Raw genomic sequence first — 25,885 nt, 5'->3', positions numbered from 1 at the left:
TTTTAAATAATAAAACAATTAAATCTCTGTCAAATCACCCATCAATTTCACAACCACATCACACACATCCTCAAATAATATATCTATTGCATAGTCAAAATTCTTTTGATAGTTATTCCATTGTCTCTGCATAACTTCGCTATTTTTAACTGCATTTATAATTCTACGATAATCTTTAACCACTATTGATGAACCGCGTTTCTCCGTTGTTGCACTTAATGCCTCTTTTAATCGATCGAGGTTTATATTGGAATACTGCAACTTAGCCAATATGTATATATCATAATAATCCCTTGGCCTTGTGTTCTGATCGCCTCTGGATATCACAGTTTCCAATTTCTCTGCCATTATTGTTTCTAAGTTATATGCAAGCACCGAAATACTTCTGTCTTCTAAAAGAAGTTTGAACCGATATTCTATTTCTTTTGGAGTTATCCGATCACCTGTGGTAATGCCAACTTCAAGGGAACTGCCATGGGCGGATAATTTGCAGACAGCGACACACGATACCCTGTATATTCATCACCCTCTCGAATTTCTCCAATACTACGAAAACTAAACAACACATCATCGTCCAATTCTATTTCACATATTTCTCCAAACATTTCCCGAATAGTCTGTTCATTTACAGGCAATCCTTTTATTGTTGCGTCCATATCCATGGTTGCTCTAGTGTCAAGGCCAACCATCGCTGCAATCAAAAATCCGCCCTTCAAGATAAAATTTTGCTGATATTTTGAAACAGATATTCGTTCCAATAACCTCTCTAACATAAAATTTTGCATTACGAGCTGTGCAGATATATGTTTATCTTTTGCAAGATTTTTAATAAGTGCCTTTAGCTGCATTGCATTTTTCACAACAGTACCTCCAGATATGATCTGAGTTTTATTTCAACCTTTAAAAGTTTTGCTAATTCAGATAAAACAGGAATATTTTTATCAGAATTAGCTGCATAACGTTTAAAAGCTTCTGTTACCACCTGAATGTCCACACGGCTATGAGGCTTTAAAATATCACAGAGCGTTCGTTCTACACTATACGCTCTTACAACATTTCCACCCGGTGTAGTCACTTCTTCTATTCCCAAATCATATATCTCTTTCTTACACTGCACACACCTAATATTCTCTTTCTTTGGGTTTGTCAAATTGTAATTCATCGGAAAAGTCATATGATATTTGTTCGGTGTTCGATCTGTTAAATCCCATAGAAACAATGCTGTTTCGTGGGAATAAACTCCTCTTTTAAATCGATTCTGTAAATTGAAAATTTCATCATCCCAAACTTCCGGCAAAATGTAAATACCTCGGGAGGATTTCTCTATCATTCCCTTATCAACAAGGTATTTAATATTCCCACGTGAAAACCCTGCTGCAACTACCATTGCAGTAGTAACTGTCCCATTATTCCCTTTTGCCATCTTTATAATCTCTTCAGTTGCTCTCACAATAATCCTCTACTTTCTATTGACTTTAATGCTTGTTATTATACGATTGCAAAGCACAAAAGTCAATAAATATACATCTTCTAAGTCAAATTGGGTAGACGATGTCTACCCAATTCGCAGTATAATCCAGTATAGTTTAGATAAAGGTGACGGCCCGCTGCCTTTCAACGCCGCACAGCTCCCTTTTTTACCCTGATCCTGTTGACCGTCAATCCCGCAGCCGCCAGCAGCAGGCCGGAAGAGAGCAGGACGATCTTTCCCTCTCCTCCGCCGCTCATCATGGAAAACAGATAAAAGTCTCCCAGCCGTTCACGCCCCGCAGAATAATTGAAGGCGTAATACAGGACCGGCACCATGTAGGCCGCCGCTTCGCTCTCCAGTCCGGCGGCAGTCAGCAGCCCCAATCCCCCCAGAAAGGCGGCCGATGCCAGGGTGCCTGTCAGTTCTCTCATGCCCACGTCGCTTCCCTGCGTGCGCAGAAACAGTACGAACAATGCGATCAACAGCAGCGTCGCCGCCAAGGCACAGAGACACCGCAGCGCGCACATCACCCCATAGTCCGCATATTTTGCCAGCACAGTTTCCCGAACGCCCTCCTCCCGCTCCGCAGCGAAGATCGGGGTCTCAAGGATCACTCCGCAGAGAGCCGCGGCCAGCTCCAGCGGGAATGCGGCTTCCTGCGCGGAAAGCGATCTGACGCTGAACAGCACGGGCGTCAAAAGCAGGACTGCTCCCGCGGCGGCCAGATGAGGCCAAAAGCTACTGCGAAGCCAGACGGCCGTTCCCGCGGCGCAGCACCGCAGATCCAAATATTCCACTGCCGGTTCCCCTCCTATTCTTCTCGTATACAAACGCGGTCAGGCAGACCAGTATAAGGGCCAGTACCGTGTAAAACACCCGGCTGGCGGCCAGAGCGCCAAAGTGATCCAGAAACTCCTGCGCCCCGCGCAGCGTGTTATGCCTGGGGATCAGCGGCATCCCTCCATACACACCGTGCATCTGTGCGATCCCCGCGTTCAGATCTGCAAGCCACCAGAGCAGCATGACAAAGATAGCCGCCGGCGTCCCGGTGAGCTCTGTAATAAACATCCCTACAGCTGTGGAGGTCATAACGGTGGGAAGCACCCAGCCCGGCACATAGAACAAAAAGGCAATCGGTGAGATCTCCAATCCAGACCCTGCGTAGAGCTGAAACACGGACGCCGTTCCCAACACAGCCAACAGAAGGATGGGCAGCATGGCCATCGTCACCAGCGACGCGTACCGGACCGCCGTCAGCTTTGCGGAGGATATACTTCTGGAACCCACCAGCTCCCGCATCCGCGCCCGGCGATCCGCCAGGCCCAGGGCCACGGCGGGAAACACAGGCAGCAGCGCGGCCGCAATGCCCATGTAGTCGCAGAAGATCCGGGCGTAGGCTCCCGAGACCCGGTCTGTGCGCACGAAGGCCGCGTATTCGGCCAGCGCATCCTCATACTGTGCAGGAACGCTCCCGAAACCTGACACCGAATCTTCCCCATAATCCGATCCGCCGCCCAGAATGTGGTCGGCCCGATCCATGAGTTCGATAAATCTCTCATAGCCGAGGCCCTCCGCGGGCAGAAGCGTGTCTTCTCTGATCCCGCCGGTCCCCGGCGCCCCTTCCCCCGGCGGCCCCCCCTGCACTGGATCCATTTCGATCTCAAATCCACCGCCGTCTGTTTCTCTGATCGTTCCCCCGTCCATGGAAAGGGTCACAGTCCCTTCTCCGGCGGGATCCTTTTGCCCACCGGCCGCCTCCGCCGCCTGGCTCAGCAGCTTCTCCGCTGAAACTCCGCTCAATTCAGAGAGGATGGCGGCCATCTCAGCCGTCTCCGCCTCATTGAGACGAACATTGCGGATAAATCCAATGGGATATGTAGTGTAATGATTTTCCTTAAACTCCCGATAAAGCCCTCCGATCGCCGCAGGCATGATCACCTCCGGATCGTCCGTTTGCCTGATCCCATAATTGCCGCTCCCCGGTTGCGGTTTTGAGATCGTCTCGCTGAAGATAGGGGGCAGCTGGCTCCACGCGAAGATGACCATAGCCGCCGCCAGGATCAGATACGACAAGCTTCGCGCCACCCGGCCGCATTCTTTCAGAAACAGTTCCATCACCGCTCACCCCCACACCTGCAAAGACAGTACAGGTACGCGTCCTCAGCGCTGGGCTCAGCGGCCCGGGCCTGGGCTGGGACCGCCATGCCCTCCGGCGCAAGCAGCCGCACATCGCTCTCACTGCCCCTGGCGCTGATCTCAGTCACGATATAGTGTTCCTGCAGCAGCGGCAGCTCTTTTCGCGGTACAGTACAGCTGAACACCCTGCCTTCGGCAGCCTTGAGAAGCGACTCTACCGAGCCGTTCCAGATCAGCCGGCCTTCATCCAGGATCGCCGCGTTGGAACAGGCCGCCTCCACATCCCCCACTATGTGCGTGGAGAGGATCACGATGCGGTCCTCCGCCGTCTCGCACAGGAGGTTCCGGAACCGGACGCGTTCTTCCGGGTCCAGCCCAGCCGTAGGCTCGTCTACGATCAGCACCGGCGGCTCGTGCAGCAGCGCCTGCGCTATGCCCAGACGTCTCTTCATACCGCCCGACAACGCCTTTATTCTCTTCCCGCGCTGTTCCGTGAGATTTACCCGCTCCAAAAGTTCCGGGATCCGTTTCCTCCGGGTCTCCTTCGGCACATCCGATAAAATACCCAGATAGTCCAGCGCCCCCTCCACCGTCATAGACGGATACATGGAAAAATCCTGGGGCAGATAACCGATCATGCGCCGGATCTTCCCCGTCTCACCTGCGGAGACGCCGCATACGGCGACGCTCCCCCGGGCCACGGGCAGCAGCGCGGCCAGCGTCCGCATAAGCGTCGTCTTGCCCGCTCCGTTTCTTCCCAGCAATCCGAACATTCCCTTCTCTACAGTCAGAGTCACGTCTCTGAGCGCCTGTTTTTTTCCGTAAAACTGGCTGAGTCCCTGTACGACGATCATATCTTCCATAAAAAATACCCTCTTTCCTCACGCGGCTTCCCGCCGCCTTCACAAAGAGAGTATAAGATCTGTTTTTCAACTTTCTATCAAAAGAACGGTAAAAATTTCAGAGATCGTGAAAATTCAATGACATCCCGGTCATTCCGGCCTGACGCAGGCAAATCTCGCGGTCAGACACGCTCCGCCCCCCGCTCCGTTTTCGACGCAGAGCCCCCCGCCGTGCTTTTCACACAGAAGCGAAGAAATATGCAGACCAAGGCCGAAATGACCTGATCCGCTCCCGCCGGCGCCGTCGTTTTCAGCCTGACCGCCGGTGTTGTCCCCTCCTCTGTAAAAGGGGTCCGCCGCCCTGCGCAGGCCTTCTTCCGTAAAGCCCGGGCCATCGTCGGTCACCACGAGACAGAATGCCTGCCCCTCCGGATCCAGCCGGCATTCCGCCGTCACCTTTGTCTCTGCAAATCGCACCGCGTTGGTGATGAGATTTTCAAAGACCTGTGCGGTCAGCTCCGCGTCCGCCCAGATCCACACGGTCTCATTCTCAGATCCCGCCGGCGCAGCCGATCCCTCCGCTGGCCACGGGCCCTCCCGGACTGCCTGAAACTCCAATCTGCGGCCGGTTCCGCCGCACACGATCTCCGCTGTCTCCCTCAGTCTCATGGACAGTTCTCCGAACGATATCCTTTTCCAGCTGCAGGGCATATCTTCGAGACGCTGCAGGGCGCTCATGCACTCTGTGTAGCGCACCAGGCGGTTCACCTGCACGGACATCGCGCCTACTGTATCGGCCATCTTCTCCGGACTGTACTTTCCCAGCGGTATACAGGCGGCCAGCAGATCCGTATAGCCCCGCAGGACCGCCAGCGGCGTTCTCAGATCGTGCGAAAACGCCGCATTGATCCGCCTTCGCTCTTCTGCGGCCCGCCACATCTCCCGGAAGTTCTTCTCCAGAGCGCCGCGCATGGTCTCAAAAGAGACGCACAGCTGCCCCAGTTCATCGCGCTGGTCTACGGATACCGTAAAATCCAGATCGCTCTCCGCGATCTTTTCCGACGCCTGCTTCAGAACAGCCAGCGGTCTTTTCAGCTTCCACCTGTAAAACAGGACCGCCTGCGCCGCGATGGCGCCGCCGATGATCAGTCCCATCAGCGCCAGCACGATCAGATCTCCGTAATTCACTATAAATCCGATCACCCCATCAGGCTGCCCCACTACTATGTATGTGTTGACCCCCGGCGCGATCTCATAATCCTGCAGATATGGCGCCATCAGCGCATTTCGCAGTTCTCCCGCTATGCCCTGCACCGCCATAGCCGCCGTCACTCCCACCAGCGCCGCGGCCGCCGTGCTCAAAGCAAGGGCGCTGCGCAGGCCCATGTCCCGAAACCTCGCCCGCTCTTTTATTTGACCCATTTATAACCAACTCCCCAAACAGTATCGATCCGGTTCCCACAGCCGGCGGCGGCCAGCCGCGCCCGCAGCCGGCGTATGTGCTCCGCCACCACGGAGCTGTCGCCCTCGCTGTCGTAACCCCACACTTTTTCATAGATCCTTTCCTTGTCGAAGATCTGACCCTGATTCATCGTGAGCAGTTCCAAAATATCAAACTCTTTTTTCGCCAGAGCCACAGGTTCGCCTTTAAAATATACCGTCCGCTCTCCGTAATCCACAGAGAGCTCGCCGCCGAAACGCACTCTGCCCGATCCCCGCCGCCGTTCTTCTCTCCTCAGATGCGCCTCCACCCGGGCTCCCAGCTCGCTTAGACTGAAGGGCTTTACGATATAATCGTCTCCCCCTGCCTGAAATCCGCTTATCTTGTCCGAATCCTCCACCTTTGCCGTCAAAAAAAGGATCGGACAGGACACGAAATCCCGAATGCGGCGGCAGACGGCAAGCCCGTCCATTCCCGGCATGTTGATATCCAGCAGGATCAGATCCGGCTGCTTTTCCGACTGCGCGACCGCATCCGCTCCATTCGACGCCGTCATCACCGTATACTGATTCAACTCAAAATAGTCCCTCAAAAGATTGACGATATCAGGCTCATCGTCCACAACAAGAATTCGTTTCGCCATGCCAGCCACCCCCCTGTTCTCAGTTTGACCTGAAATGTTCAACTTTTTATAAACCTTTCAGATATTAACATGCCGCACTCCTCTATACGTTTTCTGAGCCGGGGGGCGTCCTCGGGATATGCGGTTTTTACAGCGTCAGACAGCGCTTCACATACGCAAGGAGCTCATCCCTCTCGTTTGGTTCCTCTCCGTTTACCACCGCGCTCAGCAAAAGGCGCAGGATCCGGCCCACTTCCGGCCCCTGGGGTATCCCGGCTTCCATCAGATCCCTTCCATTTACCGCCAGATCCTTCAAGGCAAAGCACTCGCCCGCCGCCACCGTATCGGCATAAAGTTTCTGGATCTCCCTGTACTGCGGCTGACGGTCAAATCTCGCCCTGTTCTGCGCCATATTGTCCGCCCGTTTCAGTATGAGCAGCTCCTCGAACACCTCAGGTCCGACTCTGGACAGCCAGCGGCGGATCAGCCGCTTTTCTGCGGCGACCGGCGTATCGTGGTATCGGATCAAGAGCGTGACCCTTTCTCTGGTAAACGCGTCTGTTTTCAGCCTGCGCAGAATTTCCTCCGCCATGGTCACGCCGGCGGCCGCGTGGCCGTAGAAGTGACCGATCCCCCTGGGATCCCGGGTATAACAGGAGGGCTTTCCCACGTCGTGGAGCAGCGCCGCCAGACGCAGATGATCGCCGGCCTCTGCAGCTCCGCTGTCGGCCGACACCTCATCCAGCGCCGCAAGGACTTTTACGGAATGCGTCCACACATCGTAGATGTGGTGGGGATTGTGCTGATCAAAGCCTGCCATGGGCAAAAGTTCAGGGATGAACTCCCCCAACACCCCGCCGAATTCGATCAGAACCGGTTCTGCATGTCTGCCTGCAAGAATTTTTTTCAACTCTCCAAATACCCGTTCCGCCGACACATCCCGCAGCAGCGCCTTTTCCGAAAACAGGGCCTCTCTGGTCCTGTTCTCCGGCCGAAATCCAAGCTTTGACATAAAACGAAGCCCCCGCAGGATCCGCAGAGGATCCTCCCGAAATCGCTTTTCCGGCTCGCCCACACACCGCAGGATCCCGTTTCTCAGATCTTCCCGGCCGCCGTACAGGTCAACGAGACCCAGACAGGACGACCACGCCATGGCATTGACGGTGAAATCGCGCCGGCCCAGATCGTCGGCCAGCTTTGATGTAAAGAAAACGCTGTCGGGATGCCTGTGATCGGAGTAGGCGCCGTCTACCCGGTAAGTGGTGATCTCAACGGGGACCCGTTCAGAAGCAGGCTCCATGTCCGGCCCGCCGGCGTTCGGCCGGTCTCTGTTGGGCCCGTCTCTGTCCAGCCGGTCTCTGTCCGTCTGATCTCTGCCCGGCCGGGCTCGGTCCACCAACACCGTGACCGTTCCGTGCTTCAGCCCCGTTTTGAGTACGGCGAACCCCGCGTTCGCAAACAGTCTCTCCGTATCCTCCGGCCTGGCGGCAGTGGCAATGTCTATATCGCCGGGCCGCCTTCCCATGAGACAATCCCGCACACAGCCGCCCACCAGACAGGCTTCGATGCCGGCCCGCTCAAAAATCTGCAGCACGGTCTCCATCTCCGGGCTTAAAAACTTTTTCATAATTTCTTCCACGCTCTCAGCGCCGGGCTCCGCCCATCTGCCTGCAGATGCCGGGCCTGCGCTCTTCACTTTGCCGTTCATCTATCATTCCCCTTCATCAGACGTCATCTGTATAGTCTGCTGCGATCCTTCTTCTTTTATGAACCCGCTTTTGCCCTATTGTACCATTCTTTGTTCACACAAGTGAATAAAAAAACGCCGGGTCTTAAAAACTCCAGACGTTTTTTCCACTCTTATGAAAATTGAAATACAACGCCCACCACAGCCGAGGCGACGATCCAGACGATGGGGTGAAGTCCCTTCGTCCGCTTTACCTTTGTGGTCAGTACAAACAAAATCGCGGCCAGCACGACGGCCTTCCAATTCAGTATATCCAGGATCCCTGCCCCGGCGCTCCCACCGGGCAGGTGCAGAAGCGCCATCGAGGCCACTGTCAGTCCGGAAGCGGCGATCAGTCCCGCCGAAGCCGGTCTGAGACACGTGAATACCGAGTTTACAAACCGGTTATCCCTGAAATTTTTCAAGCATCCGGCGATGATCAGAATAATGATGATGGACGGCGTGATCAGCCCCACCGTAGCCACGACCGCGCCGGGAACGCCTGCGGCCGTAAAGCCTACATAGGTGGCCATATTGACCCCGATGGGCCCCGGGGTGGACTCCGATACCGCTACCATGTCGGCCAGCTGGCTGTGCGTAAACCAACCGGTATTCTCTCCCAGACGCGTCAGAAAAGGCAGCGTCGCCAATCCGCCGCCCACGGCAAACAGTCCTGTCTTGAAAAACTCCCAGAAAAGGATCAGATAGATCATGCTTCCTCTCCTCCTCTCTTCCGCGCTCCTTTTTTCAGTTCCAGCGCGATTCCCACTGCAGCGGCCAGAATGACAAATATCACCGGCGACACATTCAGAAAACAGGCTGCCGGCAGCACCAGCAGGAAAATGATCAGCGTCAGCCGATCCTTGACCGCGCTCTTCCAGAGCTTGCTCACCGCATTAAAAATCAGAACGCAGACGCAGGCCCGGATCCCGGCAAAAGCATACTGGACCACCAGCAGATCCGCAAAATTTGAGATCAGACCGGCCAGCACTGAAATAATGATCAGCGACGGAAACACCACGCCCAGCGTGGCGGCGACCCCTCCCGGTATGCCGCACTTTTTTTGTCCGATAAAAGTGGCTGTATTCACCGCGATCACGCCGGGCGTACACTGGCCGATGGCGAAATAATCCGCCAGTTCCTCATCTGTAGTCCAGCCCCGGTTTTCTACCAGCTCCCTCTGAAGGATCGGCAGCATGGCATACCCCCCGCCAAAGGTCATCACACCGATCTTTGCAAAGATCCAAAACAATTTCCAACAGGAACGCATATGGGTTCTCCTCTTTTCTCTTACTTCCCTGAAATCTCTGTCTACTACTATAGCATTTTTTATTGTATATTAAAAATATTTGTTTTATGCTATAAGTATATGTTTTTCGTATGGAAGAGAGACCGCAGAAGGTCCTGCCCCCTGTTCGCCGTTCCGGTCCCGGAGACCTGCCGGTCACGGTTGAGACCCATATTTCTTAAAATGATTCACCGAAAGCGAGGATCCCATGGATATTCGACAGCTGAGCTACTTCGTGACTGTCGTCAACGAAGGTACTATAACCGCGGCGGCAAAGGCCCTGCACATGTCCCAGCCTCCCCTGAGCACTCAGATCCAATTGCTGGAGAAAGAATTTGGCGTGCCGCTCTTCGACCGCGGCACACGGCAGATCCGACTGACGGAAGCCGGCCGGACGTTCTATCTGCGGGCGTGTTCGATCCTGGATCTGTGCGCCTCCGTAAAAAACGAGATGGAAGATATACAGGCCGGAGCCGGCGGCACCATGCGCCTGGGCATCGCTTCCTCTCTGTGCGGATTTGTCACCGCCCGGTGGCTCCGGCCTTTCTGCAGGAGTCATGCAAATATCCGCATCCAGATCTACGAGGACGACACTTATCACTTATTGGAAAAGGTCCGCACGAATCAGGCCGAGCTGGCCTTTGTCCGAACGCCCTTTGCCGCCGCTGACCTGAATATCGTACGGCTTCGGCGTGAATCGCTTTATGCCGTTGGCCTGCCCGGTTTTTTTCAGGCCGGGACTGATGATCCCGCCGAAGCTGTCAGCCTGGAAGATCTGGCTAAAATGCCGCTCATCCTCTACCGGCGATGGGAACAGATCCTGGCGGACACATTCACCAAGTCGGGGCTGAAACCGAACTTCTTCTGTGTCAATGATGATGCCCGAACCACGCTGCACATGGCGGAGAGCGGTCTGGGCGTGGGGATCGTCCCCCATTCCACCCTGCTGCGTACAGACAGCCTGACGGCCCGGCAGATCCACTGTCAGGATCTCCAGTCCGATATTTGTGTGGTCTTCCGCAATGACACCTATATTTCACAGGCGGCCAGACACTTTCTCAAATGGACGCAAAAAGACGGAGAGTGAACGTTTTCACTCTCCGCCCGCCTTAAAGTTATAGATGGGTCTTATGACCTTTTCTATCTCCGCCGTAGGCCCGATCTGACTGATGATCGCGTCCATGTTCTTGTAGGCCATAGGACACTCGTCCAGAGTATCCGGGTTCACCGACGTGGTGTAGACGCCTTCCATTTCTTTTTCAAAGGTCTCCACGGAAAAACGCTGTTTTGCTTTCGCCCGGCTCATGAGCCGGCCCGCCCCGTGGGGCGCGGAGCAATTCCAGTCTTTATTTCCCTTCCCTGTGCAGATCAGGCTGCCGTCCCGCATGTTCATGGGGATCAGCAGCTTTTCCCCTGCCCTGGCGGACACGGCGCCCTTTCGCAGAATCATCTCGTCCGTATCAATATAATTGTGGATCGTGGTGAATTCCTCCTCCGCGGTCAGATCCATACCCGAAAGGATCTCGTCGGTTATGGCCTTTCGGTTCAGCATGGCAAAGCGCTGCACCAGCTTCATATCGTGGATATAATCCTCAAAGAGACTCCCGCACACGTAGGCCAGCGCCTTGGGAATATGGGTCATCACCCGTTTTTTCATTTCTTCCACCGCAGTCTGGATCTCCTTTTCCCGGCCCGCCCCTTTATATTCCTCGATCAGCTTTCCGATAGAGTTCTTATCGTATCCATTTAGGTTTTCCCATCCCGCGCTCTGATAGAAATTCGCGGTCTCCAGGCCCAGATGACGGCTTCCGGAGTGGACCACCAGATAAAGCGCGCCCTCGTCGTCACGGTCGACCTCAATAAAATGATTTCCGCCGCCCAGCGTCCCGATGCTCTTCGCCGCACGGTCCAGATCGACTTTTGCCGCGCACCGAAGTTCGGACAGATCGATGGAACAGTTATAGCGGTGAGGATTTTTTCTGACCGCAAAGCCGCAGGGAACGCTGGCGTAGATCAGACGGTCCAGCTTTTCCAGATCAATGGAACGCTCTTTCAGCCGCACGGTCTCCATCCCGCACCCGATGTCGACCCCTACCAGGTTGGGCACCACTTTGTCCGTGATGGTCATCGTCGTTCCGATGGTGCATCCGGCTCCCGCGTGTACGTCAGGCATGATCCGGATCTTCTCACCTGCTGCAAATTCCATATCGCACAGGGTCCGGATCTGTTCCGCCGCCGTATCTTCAAGTTCGCAGGCGTACACTGCAGCCCGGTTGTATCTTCCTCTGATCTCTATCATTTCATCCTCCTTTTCCGCCATCCCCCAGAAAACCTTTCTGTCCCCCGCTTCTTCTCAAAAATCCGGCGTTCTCATCTGTACAGCTTTCTGCGCCGTCCACCGGCGCTTATGCGCCCTGCAGCACCGCCGTCAGCTGCGACAGCAGATCCGATCCGCCTCCAACTGTTATGGTACCCACATTTTCACAGATCTTTTCCAGGTATTCAAGCTCCTTCAGCTTATAGAGCGTCTGATTTTCATCCATCAGTTTTGCCGTGTTCAGCAGGCTTCTGGTGGACGCCACTTCCTCCCGGCGGGTGATCACATTGGCCTGTGCCCGTTTTTCCGCCAGAAGCACGGTATTCATGATATCCCGGATCTCGCCCGGCAGTATAATGTCTTTCACGCCCGCCTCTGAGAAAGACACATAATACTCCCCTTCCTTTTGTTTCATCTTCCGATATACGAAGTCAGAGATCTGTTCCTTGTTTTCCAGGATCTCATCCAGGCGATACCTGCCCACGTATTCCCGCAGCGCCATCTGCGTCAGGATATGGATCTGACGGTCCAGATCCCGGATCTCGGTGCATACCTTTACCGGATCGGTGATTTTGTAATAGCATACAAAATTGATCCGCAGGGATACCTTATCCAGCGTCATGATCTCCTGCCCAGTCAGATCCAGCTGTGTCAGCCGGATATCTACAAACCGCGCGTCGATCTTCGTCCCATTGTTCCAGAAGTAATACGTGCCCTCGCTGAGGACCCGCTGCAGCTTCTGATCAAAATACAGCAGCGCCCTCTCATAGGATTCCACCCTGACCGCCTGATAAAGGGACTTGGGCAGCCAGTCGAAAATGAACCGCGGCACATCCGCGCTCACCTCCGGTTCTCCGGTGCTGATCTCACGGAACTCGTGGCGCTCAAACACGCTCCAGAAGGCGTAAGCCCCCGGCGTCAGATGCCCGTCAAATTTTCCGTCTATGTAGTGCAGCGCGATAGTCTGATCTGCCACGTCCACCTGCGCGATCTCTCTGCTGAAATTTTCATCCTTCCGAAACACGCCGATGTCGTATTCTTCGTCCAGAAAGCGTCCGGAAGCCAGCTTTACCTTTACCTGGCAGCCGCTGCGGAAAAAGCGGTGTTTTCCCGGCATCAGCATGCGCTCGAATGTGCCGTTTACAAAGAGGAAGCCTCTCTGGTTTTCTTTGATCGTGATCGTTGTCATTTCAATTCCCCCTGTCTGACCGGAACGTCTTTTCAAAATAGTGCGGCGTGAGAAATATCCCCGCGTTTCCCGCGGCGAACTGCTTGAGAGAGGGGTCCGTCAAAGCGGAAGCGCGGCCTTCCCCGGCCTTGGTCTTCAGACCGCGGCTCCCCGGCCGCTTTCGGCTTCGACTTCTTCCTCCCGGTATCTGCAGTTCGGCTGGGCGGGAATGCGCGTTTTCAGGTTTGCGTCGCCCGTGCCGTTCCGGCGGCCGGCCCTCGGGCTGAGCCGCCGAGGGCGCTCAGTGGCACAGGATGGGCCGCAGCCCATCAAGGTATAACCCCACTCCACTTGCTCTGGTTTGTGCTGGTATTCATTTTCATGCGGGCCGGACGCTTGTCTCTTAGCCCCATCTAGATGGGTAAAAGAGACAGCCCCGCCCCTGGCCTGCGCCGGCCGAACGTGCCGGCCGCGCTTCCCTGCTCCGACAGATGCGCGCCTCCGACCTTCTGTCCTGCAGCCGCTTTCCGTATATCCCCAGCTCCCTGTCCTGCGGCCGATTCCCGGCTCCGGTTCTTCCGGCGGCCTCTTCGCAGCAGTTCCTCCTGAGCGGCGTCTGTCCCGGCGGCCTCCTTCTCCGGAACGCATTCCTTTATTCTGGAAAGGTTGAGGATCGTGAACCCACGCCGCCCCTGCGCCAGCAGCCGGAATCGGTCGTCTTTCTCCGAATACTCCAGTCGGAGAGGGAGATAGATATCCTCCCTTTCCCGGCCTTTTCCGCTCACGTAACGAATGCGCAGCGGACCGCCTTCCTCCGCCGCTTTCAGCACCGTGCGGAACACGGCCCTGTATTCCTGCGATCCATAGGGATCTCCCTCCCCCGGCGCATCTGTTATGTAGAAATCATTCAGACTGTACAGCGGCGGAAACGTACGCCCCTTCTCCGCCCCCCGTCTTTTCGCCGTTTCCGACTCAGCTCCCTGCTTTACATCTGTCTCAGGCTCTGCGCCTGCCCCCGTCCCCGCCGTCTCTGGTTCAAACAGCCTCATGCGCGAATCCTGTTTCACCGCAGCCACCCACTGCCGCTCCAGATCTGTGAGGGGGCGCTTCGGAAGATTTTGAAGCGGCGTCCGGAAGTCTTTTGTGACTACCTGCCATGTTTCGCTCCTGACCGCATCCAAAATATAGAGAAAACTCTCGGAGAAAGCGGTCTCCCTGGCGATCTCCCACGCGCTCTTTTCATCCAGCATCCCGGAGGCGGCCTGCCGGATCATCCGCTCTACGGCCAGATAATAAGTATTGTATATCTCATGAAAAAACATCGCCGCCTCCTATGCCGTAGGACTCGTACAGCAGCTCCATATCCCTGTAAAATATCTCCGTCACCGCCGGGTCTGTGCAGTCCAGCCGCAGAACACGCCCGATAAAGGTGCGCAGCCAGGGAAGCATCTCCGATGGATCCCAGACGTCGATATCGTACTGCCATACGGTTTCTGAGAGCTGCCGCAGCACACCGTGCTTTCCCTCCTTCCGCAGCCGATCCGCTATATATCCCTCATGGCCCTCGATCCGAAGCTGCATCGTCAAATGCTCCGGTTCCCTCTGTCTTCCCAGGGACACCCCCCAGCTCTGCCTGAGCAGCTCCTCCGTTTTTTTCCTGAGAATGTCAAATTCGCCGCTCTCTTCTGCCAAGCGCACAGATTTAATATAATCCAGCCGAAAAGTCAGAATCGCTTTGCGTCCCATGTGATAAGCCGCGGCGTAGCGTCTGCCGTTTCGCAGGCTGATCAGTATTTTCAGAGGCAGTATCTCGATCTCCAGCTGACCCCCGCCGCCGCGTCTGGGGCTTTCATTGGTGATGATCACCTTTCGCTTCTCATGCATGGCCTGTACCAGCAGAAAGCAGATCTCGCTGTCCAGGGCCGGCATGATATAGTGATGCTTCCATGAAAAGATCCGGTTCCTCACCCCGTCCCTGTCCATGATATAGCTGCCCGCCACACCCAGCGGAGACATCTCGCTGAAAAAAGCCAGCGCCTGGGGGCTGATCCCGGGATCCTCTCCTGCCGTATCCTCCCCTCCGTTCAGAAAATATAACTGTGTTTTCCCGTTTTTCTCCGCCCGAAAGATCCCCAGTTTTTCGTACTCGATCAATTTCTTGCGTACGGTTGACAGATCCGGCACCACTGGTTCTCCGAAGGCGCTGAGACAGCGGCTGTCGATCTCCTCCGCCGCCTGGGCCGCCGTGTACCCTTTTCCGTCGGCCAGCAGGTCCAGCAGACAAAAATGCAGCGTAATATCGTTCTTTGTGAAAGTTTTTGCCTTAAACGCCCTGTAAAGAGGATTTTCCGGAATCGCCGCGCTGTCCACAGACAGAAAAATGCTCTTTCCGTTTTTATCCTGGCGGAAAGCCATGAAATCGCTGAGATAACTTTCGATGCGCCGTCTCTCATTATCGTAGCTTCTGCCGCTTTTTCCCTTCCTCCCGGAGAGCTGGCTTCTGGACCGAAATCCAAATACGTAAAAATCCCGCATATAGTCCCGTATCTTGCCCAGGTGTTTGATCAACTCGCTGTATTCGCTCATGCCCTCCCCCATTCCTTTCCCTTGTTTTATGGCATCTTACATTGTATCTCACCCAGAAGGTCTTGACCATGATTTCCGCCGCTTTTTTCCTGTTTTGCCCGAAAGCCTGCAAATACGCATAATTTTTAGACGCAGTAATAAACTTTTGTATTATAATAGCGGTAAAGAAAGACCTGGATAAAGTCTCCGAAAAAGCTGTCCGGGAGAATCCGGCGGGCCGGCGCCGGTCTATGGGAGAAAAGATGAGAGAGAATCAGCGAAAAACGATCACTATCACAGGAATATTGATCGCTATCATACTTTGTACGCAGACTGCAGGCCTGCTGTCTGGCTGTGACGCCGCCGGCATGCCCGGAAACGGCCTTTTCGGGTCAGGGACCACAGTCTCCGATCCCGGCACTGGCGGCGAAGCTCCGCAGAACGGATCCGGGCCGCAGGGCGTGCCTGTGGCCGGCGACCGCATCACTCCCGGCGATTATTCCAAAAAAGACAACTGGCTGCTTCTGCCGAAGAACTGCGACAAGCCGGTGGATGTGTTCTATCTGTATCCCACCTCCTGGAGCATAAAAAAAGCCACCGACTATCCGATCTGCAGCCTGGACATGAAAAAAATGCGTTCCACTGCAAAAAGCAATGCGAAAAAGCAGGCCACCGCCTTCGAACAGGTGGGTAATCTCTTCGCACCTTATTACAGGCAGGTCGCCGTGGCCTTCGTACTCGATCAGCCCCCGGAGACCAGGGGCGGCTACTTCGGCGGCGTGCCGGCAGCAGACGCGGAAGCGGCCTTTCGCTATTATATTGAGCATTACAATGAGGGCCGGCCTTTTATTCTCGTCGGCCATTCCCAGGGAGCCGCCGTGGTCAAAGAACTGCTCTTCGGATACATGAAAGAAAATCCCGAGATCTACTCGCGCATGGTGGCCGCCTATGTGATCGGATACTCTGTCACAGAGCAGGATCTGGCCCAACACCCCTGGCTGAGATTTGCCGAGGGAGCGGAGGATACCGGCGTGATCATCTCCTACAACACCGAGGCTCCGGAGATCGACGGCACGAACAATACCGTGCTGCCCGGCTCTATCGCCATCAATCCTCTGAGCTGGACCCGCGGAGAGACGCCCGCGCCTGCGGACCGAAATCCCGGATCCTATATCAAGGTGGACGGGAAGATGAAAATGGTGTCTGGTCTGGCTGACGCCGCCGTAAACACCGCCCGGGGGACCGTGATCTGCACCTCCGTAGACCGGGATGAATTTAAAGGAAAAAATCCGCTGTATTTTCCTACCGGAGTATACCATTCCTACGACATCGCCTTTTACTATACAAGCCTGGGGCAGAACGCGCAGCTGCGGACCGACGCCTGGCTGGCAGCCCGGGGCCAACAGCCGGGGTCCGTAAAATAACGGTCCATGGCAGACCGTATCAGGCAGCACGAAAGAGAAACGAGGTGTATCTATGACAACCACAAACTCAACCGAACAGGCGGACCGTTCTGCTCTCTACGCTTCCATCTTTTCCACCGAGGAGATCTACCGGCCTCCCAGCGAGAAAGGCAGCGCCCTGCTGGAGGTGGCGCGGGGCTGCAGTTGGGCCAAATGCACCTTCTGTGACTTTATTAAAGATCTCTATCAGATCTCAGACATGGACCAGATAGAATACCGCTTAAAAACGCTGCGGCAGCTGCAGCCGGACGCCTGCCGAATGTTCTTTCTCGGTCAGAATGCCTTCTGCCTGAGCACGGAACATCTTCTCGCCGTCATGAAACGCGCCAAGTATTACATTCCTTCTCTCTCTGCCTTTTCCATGTACGCCCGTATCGACGACGTACTTCGCAAGACGCCGGAGGAACTTTCCCTGCTGTGGGAAAATGGTCTGCGGGATCTCCATATCGGTATCGAATCTGGAAACGACACCGTACTGAACATGGTCAACAAGGGGTGTACAGCTTTCGATATCCGCGACGGGCTTTCCCGGCTGGACAAGGCGTCGATCGGCTACTATCTCACCATCATTCCGGGGCTGGGCGGCAAGGCGTACAGCGATCTCCACGCCATCGACACCGCTCGTCTTTTGAACCTCACCCATCCAAAACAGATCTGGGCGCTGGCTCTGAAGCTGTGGCCGGATACGCCTTTAGCGCAGCAGGCGGACCGCGGAGAATTTCAGCCTATGAAACCCTGGGAGATCCTGCTGGAGGAGCGTATACTGCTTCAAAACCTGACTCTGCGCAACACGTTTTACATGGACACTACGGTTTTAGGCAAATATACCATCCAGGGCCGTCTGCCGGATCAGAAGACCGCCATGCTGCAGGCTATCGAACAGCTGCTGGCTCTATGACCCATCTCGCAGTCTTTTCCGCACATAAAAAAAACCGCCTGCACACCTCCCGATCCAGACGGTTTTTTGTTCGTTCTTCCTATTCTCTTATACTGCTAGTTCCGGATTGGCTGCAACGATCTTTTCGTAAAATCTTCCCAGCTTTTCCACTCTGTTTTTCAAAACATCAATGTCCGTTCTCTGATCTCGCATATCTGCTTCAAGTTTAAGCGTGCGAAGCTGCATTGTCTCATTCTTCCCCTGATACTTGATCAGATCATCCAGCTTGTACATGATGTCTGCGTGTCCTTCGCCAATGGTGCGTATCGAGAAATACACTTCATTTTCCAGAGCAAGCTGAACATTCTTGACATTCTCCCCAAGCTCGTCAAGCCGATCCTCGACCCTGTCCATTCTGCCTTTCAATCCGGCAACGTCGCTCTTCAGCACTGCCACATCCTCCTGCAGAATTCGTGTGCGATCATCAATGACCGAGACCTTCTGCAAAATCTGCTCCATCATACCTCTGACTTCTTCATCCATATCACCCTCCTATCTCCCTTTCCCTACCCACATTATACCATGACTGGCCGCAGGCCATCAAGGTATAATCCGCACATGGCGTCTGCCGTGCACAGAATCTGTCTAATGACTGCCGAAGGCGGTCATTGGACCATGACTGGCCGCAGGCCATCAAGGTATAATCCGCACATGGCGTCCGCCGTGCACAGAATCTGTCTAATGACTGCCGAAGGCGGTCATTGGACCATGATTGGCCGCAGGCCATCAAGGTATAATCCGCAGCTACTTGCTCTTGCTGTTGCTGGTATTCATATTCATGCTGGCCGTACTGCCCCCGCCCATATTGATCGTATCGTAGATCTTGATGCTGGGCGCCAGCCACACCGTACCGGTTCCTCTGTACACATTCACCAGGCCTTCGCCGCTGACGGCGGAGCCGATCAGCGTCTTGGCTGAACGTTCCACAGTGAAACTGATATTGCCCGACCGCAGAACGGCAAAGTTTCCATCCACCCGCAGCGTATCGTTATTCAGCTCGATCACATCGATCTCGCAGCTGGGCACCGCGCATTCCAGCACCACCAGACCTGTGCCCCGCAGTTCGATCTGAAAAATGCCCTCTCCTCCCAGCAGAGCGGAAGACACGTTCTTCTGCATGATGGGTTTCACTTCCACGCTGCCCTGGGCGCAGTAAAACATTCCCTTATCCACTACAATATCTTCATTTTCTATATTCAGCAGCAGAAAATGCTTGAACGACGGTTCCAGAACCACCACGCCCGTGCCTTTGTACTCCGGCTGGGCGATGGCTTCCCCCGTGGTGGCGCTGGAAAACATTCTTCCCAGCATATTCCCCATGTTCACACCGGAGATCATTTCGATCTGCCCTTTGAAATAACTCATCGCTCCCGGCTCGACCGTCACCTTGTCGTTATTCAGATAAACAGCCACCTGCCTCGCTTTCATATTCTGCTTTTCCATGTAATACAGATCTATGGCCCCCCTGGTATTGGTGGATCCCAGGAGTTTCTGATACTCCATGATCTCGATCTTCGTCCCTCCAAATTCCGCCGAATCAATGATGGTAATATTCTCTCTCGTCCCGATGGCGCTCTGCATGTGTGTTTGCCTCCCTTTCCCGCGGTCTTCCCGCTCGATCTCCCGTACCGGATACCCCGGCTGTCTGTAATCAGATACGCATTTTTCGACATAATGTGTCGTTTTCTGCATGAGATTATCGTACCATACCCCGCTGTTCATGGCAACTGCGGATCACTTCGATCAGCTCCCGCTCGGTCTCGATCTCTCCGGCGTATGGATACCTCTCCGCCGTCTTTTCAAAGGCCTCAAGGGCCTCTTCCGCCGCCCTTTCATCCCTCTTGTCAAGCAGCTCCAGGGCATATGTCAGGCGCCGTCTGGACACATAGCATTCCGTCTGTTTGATATATTTTTTCAATGCTTTCGTGTAAAGGGCATCGATCTTCTCCCGTCGACAGGGACCGATGAGTTCGAAAAACAGCATCATACACCGAAGCTCAAAACGCTGCTGATCCATGAGGCCCGGCGACCGCAGAAGCTTCCCACAGGCTTTTTCCGCCGCCTGAAATTCCATCCGGTCCTGCAGATATTCACAGCGGTAATGCTCCACTGCACAGAGCAGCGGATCCTGCGCTTCGCTGTCCTCCGCTCCCCCGGAAGGCACGAACCACTCCGGGTCCATATCTCTCAGCCGCTTCCCCTTCGTCATCTCGGCATTGATCGCAAGCTGGATCCAGAGCGCTCTGCGGGCCTCCGGGGCCCTGCGCAGCACAGCGGCGTTGTATCCGTCGTTGGCTACTCCCCCCACCTTCATAGGCACGAAATTCAGCAAACCCAGAGCCAGTCCCAGCACGGACAGAAAGGCCGCAAAAACCGAGAGGACCGGAATGTGGGGAAACGCCAGATACACCAGGCCGCCGACTACGGCAGCGGCCACATTGGCCGCGGGGCCTCCCAGATTGTAGAGCAGGCAGGGAATCTCCTCCGGACTGCAGCGCGGGGGTTCCATCAGACATTGTCCTCCTGTGCCCGCCACCGTAAACGTCTTGCGGACCAGCCCTCCGCGCTCTCCCCGGACAAGCAGCGTCCTGCCGATACGGAAGGAACAGAAACGGTACCCGCTGAGAAATCCGCAGACCAGATGCCCCCCTTCGTGAAGGATGATCTGCACATAAAAAGCCGCTGAAAAGAGAAAAAGCATCAGACCCAGCGTCAGCAGCCCGCCGCCTGCTCCTTCTCCGAGAAAACGCTGATCCCGGCTGCAGGTCATCCCCACATACCCACAGGCTGCGCCCATGGCCGTATAAACTAGAATCACAAAAATTATGCCGGCTCTTTTATTCACTCTCCCGCTCCCTCTCCTGCTCTGCTCCTGTCCACAGAACCTGCCCCAGGTCTACATTTCCTTCCTTTGTAAACGGCACGCCCTCCCCTTCCAGAAGCAGCCGCTGTTCGTTGATCCCCCCATGCTCAAAAGCCCGGGACAGTTCTCCAAATCGGTTTACTACCCGGTGGCATGGGAGCCCAGGATCTTCGGGACTCCCATGAAGCGCGTATCCTACCGCCCGTGACAGGCGGGGATTTCCCAACATGCATGCGATCTCTCCATAGGTCGTCACTCTGCCCTCCGGAATCTCCCTCACGATGGCGTATACCTTCTGAAACATACTTTCCACTGTACTTTGCCCGCCCCCTTTCTCCTGCCCGCAGTACGGCGTTCTGCTCCGTCACGATGTCTTTCGCCGCTCTCTGCTCTGCCGCTGTCCGCCGCCGGCCCCAACGCGTTCTCTTTGTTATCTGCGGATCAGTTCTTCACGCTGAAAAACGCCGTTTTCATCTCTGTAATAAGCGGTTCCGCAGGGCGCGTGAAGCAGCGGTATAATATCCGGATCGCAGTTGCACAGGGTATTCAGATGGTAGACACCCACATTGTCCGGATCATTGGCGTACTCATCCGACTCATCCCCCGCGAAAAAGCGCCAGCCGCTGTCCGGTACGCTGTCGTTTGGTTCCTCACGGTACATGTAGCCCACGGGACAGCCGTCTACCATGATCCGATCCGTAGCCAGACAGCCCTCTGCTTCTTCCCAGTCCGTCAACAGCTCTCTGATCTCCGAGGGCGGAACGGCCCATTTCTTCTCAGGGATCTGCAGCCATGGGTTTCTCTCCCAGAAGCCGTCCGGCTCCAGCAGACTTGAAAGAATTCTGCGGTTGATCTCATAAAAACCATAGAGTCCCTTATCGCTGAGCCCGCTCTGGCTAAACATAAAATAGACCGCCCCACACAGACAGCTCAGGGCATATTCATCCCATGAACTGTAAATCGCCGCAGCCTGCCGTCCCAGAGGCAGGCACAGATCAAAGAACTCCTCTTCCGAGATGATGCCGCAGGCGCAGGCAATGCGGCACAATCCGATCCTCTCGTTGCAGTCCCAGGCGAAGAAGCCTTTGTCCAGCACGAAGCTCTTGAACAGTCCGGCGTAGTGTTTACACGTGCTGAAAGCCCTGAGGCCGTCCTCATTCAGATCAGATTCGTCAAAGACAGGTTCGCCCCGCCAGAAACTGAGAAACTGCCCGTATTCTTCTCCCGATCGAAACATCTCTGCGCAGACTTCAGCCAGAGACTGGGCATCTGTCACCCCGTACATACGTCTCAGATGCTCCCGGGCCTGCGCGGCCTTTTCCTCCGTTTCACACTTGACCAGCTGGGAGAGACGCACCGGTCCGTCGATGCCCGGCACCTTCCGGCAGGAAGCAATACCGCTGAGCAGCATCGTGAATTTCCGCAGAGCCGGACCCATCCCTTCCTCCTCGTCCTCCCACTCCCGTTTTTCCTTTCCACAGTAAATATAATTTTCACAAAAATGCTGCAGATCTTCGAGAATGCGCGCCGTATCGTCCCCGGCCGCACCGCCCAGGTCAATATCCAGCCTGTTTTCCTTATCCATTTCTTCTCCTTATCTTTCGGCGTCCTGTAAGAGCCGGCTGCTTGATCCACCATCAGTCCGCGGTTTCTTCCCGGCAAAAAACAGTCCTTTGGTTCTGTTATTTTAGAGTTTACTGGAGTACAATAAGCTAAGGCGGCAAAACGCCGCCCGGAAGGAGATCCGTACCATGCTGGCACTGCTGCTCGCCCCCCTTTATCTGATCTTGAATTATTACGTGTTTCATCACATTCTGCGCTGGCTGTGCGCCTGCCGTCCAGTGTGGAAAAGCAAAAGCTTTTTTACTGCCTGGTGGGTCTGCTGCGCTTTCATCTCTTTCTCTCCCCTCACAGCCTTTCTTCTGCCCGCCTCAGACTTCCAACGTTTTATCTCCTGGCTGAGCTGTTTTTGGCTGGGCTGTCTGCTCTATACGTCTCTGCTGATCCTGGCGGCGGACGGAACAGTCCGCGCGCTGACCCTGCTCCGAAGGATCAGGCGGACAGGCTGGGCGCAGGACACTGCCGAACTATCTGACCAGGCCAGAAGGAGCAGAAGCTGCCGGGCCGAACAGAATGCCGGGTACCGCCGATGGTCTGACAGACGTCTGGCAGCCGCAGGCCTGCTGCTTTCCTGCTGCATTCTGGCGATCTGCATCTACGGCGTACATCACGCCGCTCAGATCAAGGTCACGGAATACAGCGTTTCTATCGATAAACCTGCGGACAGAACTTCACTGCGGGTAGTGCTGGCTGCAGATCTTCATCTGGGCTACAGCGTGGGCACTGGTCAGATGGAGCGCATGACAGAATTGATCAACAGGCAGCATCCCGATCTGGTCTGTATCGCCGGAGACATCTTCGACAATTCCTACATGGCCCTGGACGATCCTGACCGGCTTGCAAGGATCCTGTCTGGTATACAGAGCCGCTGCGGCGTGTACGCCTGCCCCGGCAATCACGATGTAGAAGAACGGCTGCTGGCCGGTTTCACCTTTCCTCATCTCAGCGAAAGAGAACGAGAGAACATCGCCGACGGCAGAGAAAAGATGGAGAGATTTCTCACCGCTTCCGGAATCCGTCTGCTTCGGGACGAAACGATCCTCATCGACGATTCCTTTTACCTCACCGGCCGCCGGGACCGCTCGGAGCGGGACGGCGCCGGTCCCAGAAAATCCGTCGAAGTACTGATGAACGATCTGCGAAAAACTCAGGATCCTGCAGTCTCTCTCCCCGTCATCGTCATGGACCACCAGCCCCGGGACCTCTCCGCCCTGGCTGCGGCCGGCGTCGACCTGACGCTATCCGGCCATACTCACGACGGCCAGATGTTTCCCGCCAACCTGCTGATGCCGCTGCTCTGGGAAAATCCCTGCGGTATGCTGGAAACAGACGGCATGTACTCCATCGTCACCTCCGGCGTAGGAGTCTGGGGGCCTAACATGCGGATCCTCACCGACAGCGAGATCGTGGTAATAAATATCACGTTCACCGGTCAGGCCTGATGCTAGCGCCTTATCCCGTCACATCGCCCCGCAGATAATCTGTCACGGTGCCGCCGAGAAGCCGGGTCAGTTCTGCAACGCTCACGTTTCCATCCATAACGGCTTTCAATTCCCTGTCCGTAGCGCCGATCAGCTGTACAAATTCCACTTTTCCGTTTGACGTGCGTATACTTCCCGCCTCGTCAGCCACAGTGATAAATCCGGTGATCTTCGACGCGCCCTGGGGATCCATGCCGTTTTCCTGTCCCGTATAGATGTATTCAAAGGGACGCAAAACAGCTCCGTTCTCGAAGACATATCGTCCAAGGGCCTGCAGGATCCCCGCCATTCCCCGGATCTCGTCGTCTCCCTCGGGTACGTACCGTCCCGGACCGGGGCCATGCTCCGCGCCCTTTTCGCAGGCGGCATTCATGGCCTCCGGAGACTTTTTCAATTTCACGGTGAGCTCAAACCCATAACCGCTGCGCTCCGGATCCTCCGACTCTTTATCGTACAGCTCCGAAAAACCATACGTCACAAAATGCCAGAAATCTCCGCCGTCGTAGACGCTGATGCCATCCAGCGGATCCGGCCCGCCCAGCATCCAGGATATCAGCGTGCCAAAATGCAGCGGATTATTCTGCTCCGGATAGATCCTCTCAAAGGCCTGCGTAATGGCCTCCCAACCCTCCGTCTTCACAGCTTTCCCCGATTCCATCTCATCGAGCTCCCGTTTGGGATCCAACACCGTTTCGTTCCTTTTTTCCCAATCATCTTTCATACAGCTGCGCCCTCCTTCTCCGCGCCACCTGACCAGCCGCCGGCCTCTGATCCGTTACAGGCTATCCTGCTGACAGCCTGCCGCCCAGATGCGAGCCGGCCCGGCTCTTCAGTCCCCGCTGAATTTCGCTTTTCCGTCAAATACAGCAAGTTCTTCCAGCCTGCATCGGCACCGTTCCATCATAGATCCCAGGTCCAGCTGCCGGGCCTGCTGGTACTCATCCGCGGTCAGCGGCACCATCCACAGCAGGTTGACCCGCTCGCCCATAAAAGAGCCGTAATCCGGCGACGGAAGCTCCGGCATCTGCGCCGCGTTCAGCAGCATGACCGCCGCGAAACCGTCGATCGCATCGCAGGGAATCGTATGGCCGTGTCCCAGCCAGGAGATGACGCCCCACGGCAGCTGCGTCTGACCGGAAACATAGCTGAGCGCTTTTCTGTATGATTCCTCATCCAGCGAGTCCTCCCGGCAGGCGAATCCCAGCTCGATACGCCGGAAATCCCCCGCCTTCTCCTGAAAATACTGTTCCACCAGCGGCTGGACCAGCGCGCAGGTTCCGGCGGTGACAGCGTACCGCACCCCGTTCTTCCGGCCGGTGACCAAGGCCTTAGTCGGAAAGTGTCCGCCGTCTATGGCATAGTAATTTTCATACTCGCCAAAAAATCTGCTCAGCGCGTCCATCAGCCTTCCCTGCAGTTCTTCCCAATAATCGCCATCTATATATTCCCAATATTTTTTGCTGCGATCTGTCCGCTCCTGCAGAACGCGTTCCGCCTGATCCAGTTCCCAGGCGAAGGGCCCCTGTCCCCTGGCATATCTGGAGTAGCCGTAAAAGCCCTCCCCCGACCAGCCGGGGATCACCGCGATCAGCCTGCCGTCCTCCAACAGCGCCGCCGCGTCTCCCTCCTCGAACCAGACCACCGAAAGCTCTCCGGAAAGCTCTGTTCCTTCCGGATCATGGCCCACGAATTCCGCCGGCATCATGGGCGCTCTGCCCTGATCCATTGCTTCGCCGTCGATCTCCTGCGGAGCCGGTCCCCGATTGCAGACCCAGCAGCTTTTGATCCTGCCCCGCTCCTCTCCCGGATCAAACCACAGATAAAAATAGACGCAGGATCCGTTGTCCTCCACAAACGCCTGTACATTGCAGACAGGCGACTGATCCTCCGCCAGTATCACCGGTTCGGCAGCCTTCTTTCGTTTTCCGAATATCATACTGATCTC

26 protein-coding genes are annotated in these 25,885 nt (G+C 55.4%); 4 read left to right on the top strand and 22 right to left on the bottom strand.

What is annotated here, in order from left to right:
• Window positions 1-18 precede the first annotated feature (18 nt).
• The 11 genes from E0E37_RS19065 to E0E37_RS06365 form a co-directional block, all read right to left on the bottom strand.
• Window positions 19-420, bottom strand: coding sequence for a nucleotidyl transferase AbiEii/AbiGii toxin family protein (locus tag E0E37_RS19065; protein ID WP_330548552.1), 402 nt, complete (start codon window positions 418-420; stop codon window positions 19-21).
• 11 nt (window positions 421-431) lie between these two features.
• Window positions 432-860 (bottom strand): nucleotidyl transferase AbiEii/AbiGii toxin family protein, encoded by a 429-nt coding sequence (locus E0E37_RS19060; protein WP_330548547.1) that lies wholly within the window; start codon window positions 858-860, stop codon window positions 432-434.
• The gene (locus tag E0E37_RS06405) at window positions 857-1,450 is read right to left on the bottom strand and encodes a type IV toxin-antitoxin system AbiEi family antitoxin domain-containing protein (RefSeq protein WP_130862153.1); all 594 of its coding nucleotides are present in this window, start codon (window positions 1,448-1,450) and stop codon (window positions 857-859) included. Before E0E37_RS06405 ends, E0E37_RS19060 begins: the two co-directional genes overlap by 4 nt.
• 164 nt (window positions 1,451-1,614) lie before the next feature.
• On the bottom strand, window positions 1,615-2,268 hold the full coding sequence (locus tag E0E37_RS06400) for a hypothetical protein (protein ID WP_130862152.1): 654 nt from the start codon (window positions 2,266-2,268) through the stop codon (window positions 1,615-1,617).
• Entirely contained in the window at window positions 2,210-3,586 is a 1,377-nt protein-coding gene (locus tag E0E37_RS06395) for a hypothetical protein (protein WP_130862151.1), read from the bottom strand. The genes E0E37_RS06400 and E0E37_RS06395 overlap by 59 nt, the downstream gene beginning before the upstream one ends.
• Window positions 3,586-4,470: an ABC transporter ATP-binding protein gene (locus E0E37_RS06390; protein ID WP_130862150.1), complete on the bottom strand. Its 885-nt coding sequence runs from the start codon at window positions 4,468-4,470 to the stop codon at window positions 3,586-3,588. Before E0E37_RS06390 ends, E0E37_RS06395 begins: the two co-directional genes overlap by 1 nt.
• Window positions 4,471-4,599: 129 nt before the next feature.
• Window positions 4,600-5,871: a HAMP domain-containing sensor histidine kinase gene (locus tag E0E37_RS06385; protein WP_130862149.1), complete on the bottom strand. Its 1,272-nt coding sequence runs from the start codon at window positions 5,869-5,871 to the stop codon at window positions 4,600-4,602.
• The gene (locus E0E37_RS06380) at window positions 5,859-6,533 is read right to left on the bottom strand and encodes a response regulator transcription factor (protein ID WP_130862148.1); all 675 of its coding nucleotides are present in this window, start codon (window positions 6,531-6,533) and stop codon (window positions 5,859-5,861) included. The genes E0E37_RS06385 and E0E37_RS06380 overlap by 13 nt, the downstream gene beginning before the upstream one ends.
• 127 nt (window positions 6,534-6,660) lie before the next feature.
• The gene (locus tag E0E37_RS06375) at window positions 6,661-8,220 is read right to left on the bottom strand and encodes a CCA tRNA nucleotidyltransferase (RefSeq protein WP_246019647.1); all 1,560 of its coding nucleotides are present in this window, start codon (window positions 8,218-8,220) and stop codon (window positions 6,661-6,663) included.
• A 152-nt stretch (window positions 8,221-8,372) separates the two neighbouring features.
• Window positions 8,373-8,951 (bottom strand): chromate transporter, encoded by a 579-nt coding sequence (locus E0E37_RS06370; protein WP_130862147.1) that lies wholly within the window; start codon window positions 8,949-8,951, stop codon window positions 8,373-8,375.
• Window positions 8,948-9,508, bottom strand: coding sequence for a chromate transporter (locus E0E37_RS06365; protein WP_130862146.1), 561 nt, complete (start codon window positions 9,506-9,508; stop codon window positions 8,948-8,950). Before E0E37_RS06365 ends, E0E37_RS06370 begins: the two co-directional genes overlap by 4 nt.
• A gap of 226 nt (window positions 9,509-9,734) precedes the next feature.
• Between E0E37_RS06365 and E0E37_RS06360 the strand changes: the two genes are divergently transcribed.
• Window positions 9,735-10,613, top strand: a complete 879-nt coding sequence (locus E0E37_RS06360; RefSeq protein ID WP_130862145.1) for a LysR family transcriptional regulator — start codon at window positions 9,735-9,737, stop codon at window positions 10,611-10,613.
• Window positions 10,614-10,619: 6 nt separating this feature from the next.
• On the opposite strand, the gene E0E37_RS06355 is transcribed toward E0E37_RS06360, so the two are convergent.
• The 4 genes from E0E37_RS06355 to E0E37_RS06340 all read right to left on the bottom strand — a co-directional run bounded on the left by E0E37_RS06355 (window position 10,620) and on the right by E0E37_RS06340 (window position 15,597).
• The gene (locus tag E0E37_RS06355; protein WP_130862144.1) at window positions 10,620-11,825 is read right to left on the bottom strand and encodes an RtcB family protein; all 1,206 of its coding nucleotides are present in this window, start codon (window positions 11,823-11,825) and stop codon (window positions 10,620-10,622) included.
• A 106-nt stretch (window positions 11,826-11,931) separates the two neighbouring features.
• Window positions 11,932-13,032, bottom strand: coding sequence for a slipin family protein (locus E0E37_RS06350; RefSeq protein ID WP_130862143.1), 1,101 nt, complete (start codon window positions 13,030-13,032; stop codon window positions 11,932-11,934).
• A 392-nt stretch (window positions 13,033-13,424) separates the two neighbouring features.
• Window positions 13,425-14,333: a WYL domain-containing protein gene (locus E0E37_RS06345; protein WP_130862142.1), complete on the bottom strand. Its 909-nt coding sequence runs from the start codon at window positions 14,331-14,333 to the stop codon at window positions 13,425-13,427.
• Complete coding sequence (locus E0E37_RS06340) at window positions 14,320-15,597, bottom strand: WYL domain-containing protein (protein WP_165445240.1); 1,278 nt, start codon at window positions 15,595-15,597, stop codon at window positions 14,320-14,322. The genes E0E37_RS06345 and E0E37_RS06340 overlap by 14 nt, the downstream gene beginning before the upstream one ends.
• A 242-nt stretch (window positions 15,598-15,839) precedes the next feature.
• On the opposite strand from E0E37_RS06340, the gene E0E37_RS06335 reads away from it, so the two are divergent.
• Both E0E37_RS06335 and E0E37_RS06330 read left to right on the top strand, forming a co-directional pair.
• Complete coding sequence (locus E0E37_RS06335) at window positions 15,840-17,000, top strand: DUF3089 domain-containing protein (RefSeq protein ID WP_165445239.1); 1,161 nt, start codon at window positions 15,840-15,842, stop codon at window positions 16,998-17,000.
• Window positions 17,001-17,052: 52 nt separating this feature from the next.
• Complete coding sequence (locus tag E0E37_RS06330) at window positions 17,053-17,937, top strand: radical SAM protein (RefSeq protein WP_130862139.1); 885 nt, start codon at window positions 17,053-17,055, stop codon at window positions 17,935-17,937.
• Window positions 17,938-18,024: 87 nt separating this feature from the next.
• Here E0E37_RS06330 and E0E37_RS06325 read toward each other — a convergent pair whose 3' ends face one another.
• From E0E37_RS06325 to E0E37_RS18850, 5 genes are all read right to left on the bottom strand, one after another.
• A complete protein-coding gene (locus E0E37_RS06325; RefSeq protein ID WP_130862138.1) occupies window positions 18,025-18,459 on the bottom strand; it encodes a hypothetical protein in 435 nt (144 codons plus the stop codon).
• A 261-nt stretch (window positions 18,460-18,720) separates the two neighbouring features.
• Window positions 18,721-19,557, bottom strand: a complete 837-nt coding sequence (locus E0E37_RS06320) for an AIM24 family protein (protein WP_165445238.1) — start codon at window positions 19,555-19,557, stop codon at window positions 18,721-18,723.
• A 115-nt stretch (window positions 19,558-19,672) separates the two neighbouring features.
• Window positions 19,673-20,794: a hypothetical protein gene (locus E0E37_RS06315; protein ID WP_130862136.1), complete on the bottom strand. Its 1,122-nt coding sequence runs from the start codon at window positions 20,792-20,794 to the stop codon at window positions 19,673-19,675.
• 19 nt (window positions 20,795-20,813) lie between these two features.
• Window positions 20,814-21,143, bottom strand: coding sequence for an MGMT family protein (locus tag E0E37_RS06310; protein ID WP_130862135.1), 330 nt, complete (start codon window positions 21,141-21,143; stop codon window positions 20,814-20,816).
• A 126-nt stretch (window positions 21,144-21,269) separates the two neighbouring features.
• Window positions 21,270-22,424 carry an immunity protein Imm33 domain-containing protein gene (locus E0E37_RS18850; protein ID WP_130862134.1) on the bottom strand — a complete coding sequence of 385 codons (1,155 nt, stop codon included), beginning with the start codon at window positions 22,422-22,424 and terminating at the stop codon, window positions 21,270-21,272.
• A 166-nt stretch (window positions 22,425-22,590) separates the two neighbouring features.
• On the opposite strand from E0E37_RS18850, the gene E0E37_RS06300 reads away from it, so the two are divergent.
• Entirely contained in the window at window positions 22,591-23,901 is a 1,311-nt protein-coding gene (locus E0E37_RS06300; RefSeq protein ID WP_130862133.1) for a metallophosphoesterase, read from the top strand.
• Window positions 23,902-23,911: 10 nt separating this feature from the next.
• Here E0E37_RS06300 and E0E37_RS06295 read toward each other — a convergent pair whose 3' ends face one another.
• Both E0E37_RS06295 and E0E37_RS06290 read right to left on the bottom strand, forming a co-directional pair.
• The gene (locus tag E0E37_RS06295; RefSeq protein ID WP_246019646.1) at window positions 23,912-24,661 is read right to left on the bottom strand and encodes a suppressor of fused domain protein; all 750 of its coding nucleotides are present in this window, start codon (window positions 24,659-24,661) and stop codon (window positions 23,912-23,914) included.
• A 108-nt stretch (window positions 24,662-24,769) separates the two neighbouring features.
• Window positions 24,770-25,876, bottom strand: coding sequence for a suppressor of fused domain protein (locus E0E37_RS06290; protein WP_130862132.1), 1,107 nt, complete (start codon window positions 25,874-25,876; stop codon window positions 24,770-24,772).
• Between the last annotated feature and the right edge of the window lie 9 nt (window positions 25,877-25,885).

Origin of the sequence: Bacilliculturomica massiliensis, assembly GCF_900605495.1 — a bacterium.
GTDB classification, from domain to species: Bacteria; Bacillota; Clostridia; order Peptostreptococcales; family Anaerovoracaceae; genus Bacilliculturomica; species Bacilliculturomica massiliensis.
This window is presented reverse-complemented; position numbering and strand designations above follow the sequence as displayed.

What these genes read in the sequence shown, in the direction of transcription:
- E0E37_RS06395 (WP_130862151.1), bottom strand. Translation starts at nt 3,586, where the DNA reads ATGGAACTGTTTCTGAAAGAATGCGGCCGGGTGGCGCGAAGCTTGTCG.
- E0E37_RS06390 (WP_130862150.1), bottom strand. Translation starts at nt 4,470, where the DNA reads ATGGAAGATATGATCGTCGTACAGGGACTCAGCCAGTTTTACGGAAAA.
- E0E37_RS06385 (WP_130862149.1), bottom strand. Translation starts at nt 5,871, where the DNA reads ATGGGTCAAATAAAAGAGCGGGCGAGGTTTCGGGACATGGGCCTGCGC.
- E0E37_RS06380 (WP_130862148.1), bottom strand. Translation starts at nt 6,533, where the DNA reads ATGGCGAAACGAATTCTTGTTGTGGACGATGAGCCTGATATCGTCAAT.
- E0E37_RS06375 (WP_246019647.1), bottom strand. Translation starts at nt 8,220, where the DNA reads ATGAACGGCAAAGTGAAGAGCGCAGGCCCGGCATCTGCAGGCAGATGG.
- E0E37_RS06370 (WP_130862147.1), bottom strand. Translation starts at nt 8,951, where the DNA reads ATGATCTATCTGATCCTTTTCTGGGAGTTTTTCAAGACAGGACTGTTT.
- E0E37_RS06365 (WP_130862146.1), bottom strand. Translation starts at nt 9,508, where the DNA reads ATGCGTTCCTGTTGGAAATTGTTTTGGATCTTTGCAAAGATCGGTGTG.
- E0E37_RS06360 (WP_130862145.1), top strand. Translation starts at nt 9,735, where the DNA reads ATGGATATTCGACAGCTGAGCTACTTCGTGACTGTCGTCAACGAAGGT.
- E0E37_RS06355 (WP_130862144.1), bottom strand. Translation starts at nt 11,825, where the DNA reads ATGATAGAGATCAGAGGAAGATACAACCGGGCTGCAGTGTACGCCTGC.
- E0E37_RS06350 (WP_130862143.1), bottom strand. Translation starts at nt 13,032, where the DNA reads ATGACAACGATCACGATCAAAGAAAACCAGAGAGGCTTCCTCTTTGTA.
- E0E37_RS06345 (WP_130862142.1), bottom strand. Translation starts at nt 14,333, where the DNA reads ATGTTTTTTCATGAGATATACAATACTTATTATCTGGCCGTAGAGCGG.
- E0E37_RS06340 (WP_165445240.1), bottom strand. Translation starts at nt 15,597, where the DNA reads ATGAGCGAATACAGCGAGTTGATCAAACACCTGGGCAAGATACGGGAC.
- E0E37_RS06335 (WP_165445239.1), top strand. Translation starts at nt 15,840, where the DNA reads ATGAGAGAGAATCAGCGAAAAACGATCACTATCACAGGAATATTGATC.
- E0E37_RS06330 (WP_130862139.1), top strand. Translation starts at nt 17,053, where the DNA reads ATGACAACCACAAACTCAACCGAACAGGCGGACCGTTCTGCTCTCTAC.
- E0E37_RS06325 (WP_130862138.1), bottom strand. Translation starts at nt 18,459, where the DNA reads ATGGATGAAGAAGTCAGAGGTATGATGGAGCAGATTTTGCAGAAGGTC.
- E0E37_RS06320 (WP_165445238.1), bottom strand. Translation starts at nt 19,557, where the DNA reads ATGCAGAGCGCCATCGGGACGAGAGAGAATATTACCATCATTGATTCG.
- E0E37_RS06310 (WP_130862135.1), bottom strand. Translation starts at nt 21,143, where the DNA reads ATGTTTCAGAAGGTATACGCCATCGTGAGGGAGATTCCGGAGGGCAGA.
- E0E37_RS18850 (WP_130862134.1), bottom strand. Translation starts at nt 22,424, where the DNA reads ATGGATAAGGAAAACAGGCTGGATATTGACCTGGGCGGTGCGGCCGGG.
- E0E37_RS06300 (WP_130862133.1), top strand. Translation starts at nt 22,591, where the DNA reads ATGCTGGCACTGCTGCTCGCCCCCCTTTATCTGATCTTGAATTATTAC.
- E0E37_RS06295 (WP_246019646.1), bottom strand. Translation starts at nt 24,661, where the DNA reads ATGAAAGATGATTGGGAAAAAAGGAACGAAACGGTGTTGGATCCCAAA.
- E0E37_RS06290 (WP_130862132.1), bottom strand. Translation starts at nt 25,876, where the DNA reads ATGATATTCGGAAAACGAAAGAAGGCTGCCGAACCGGTGATACTGGCG.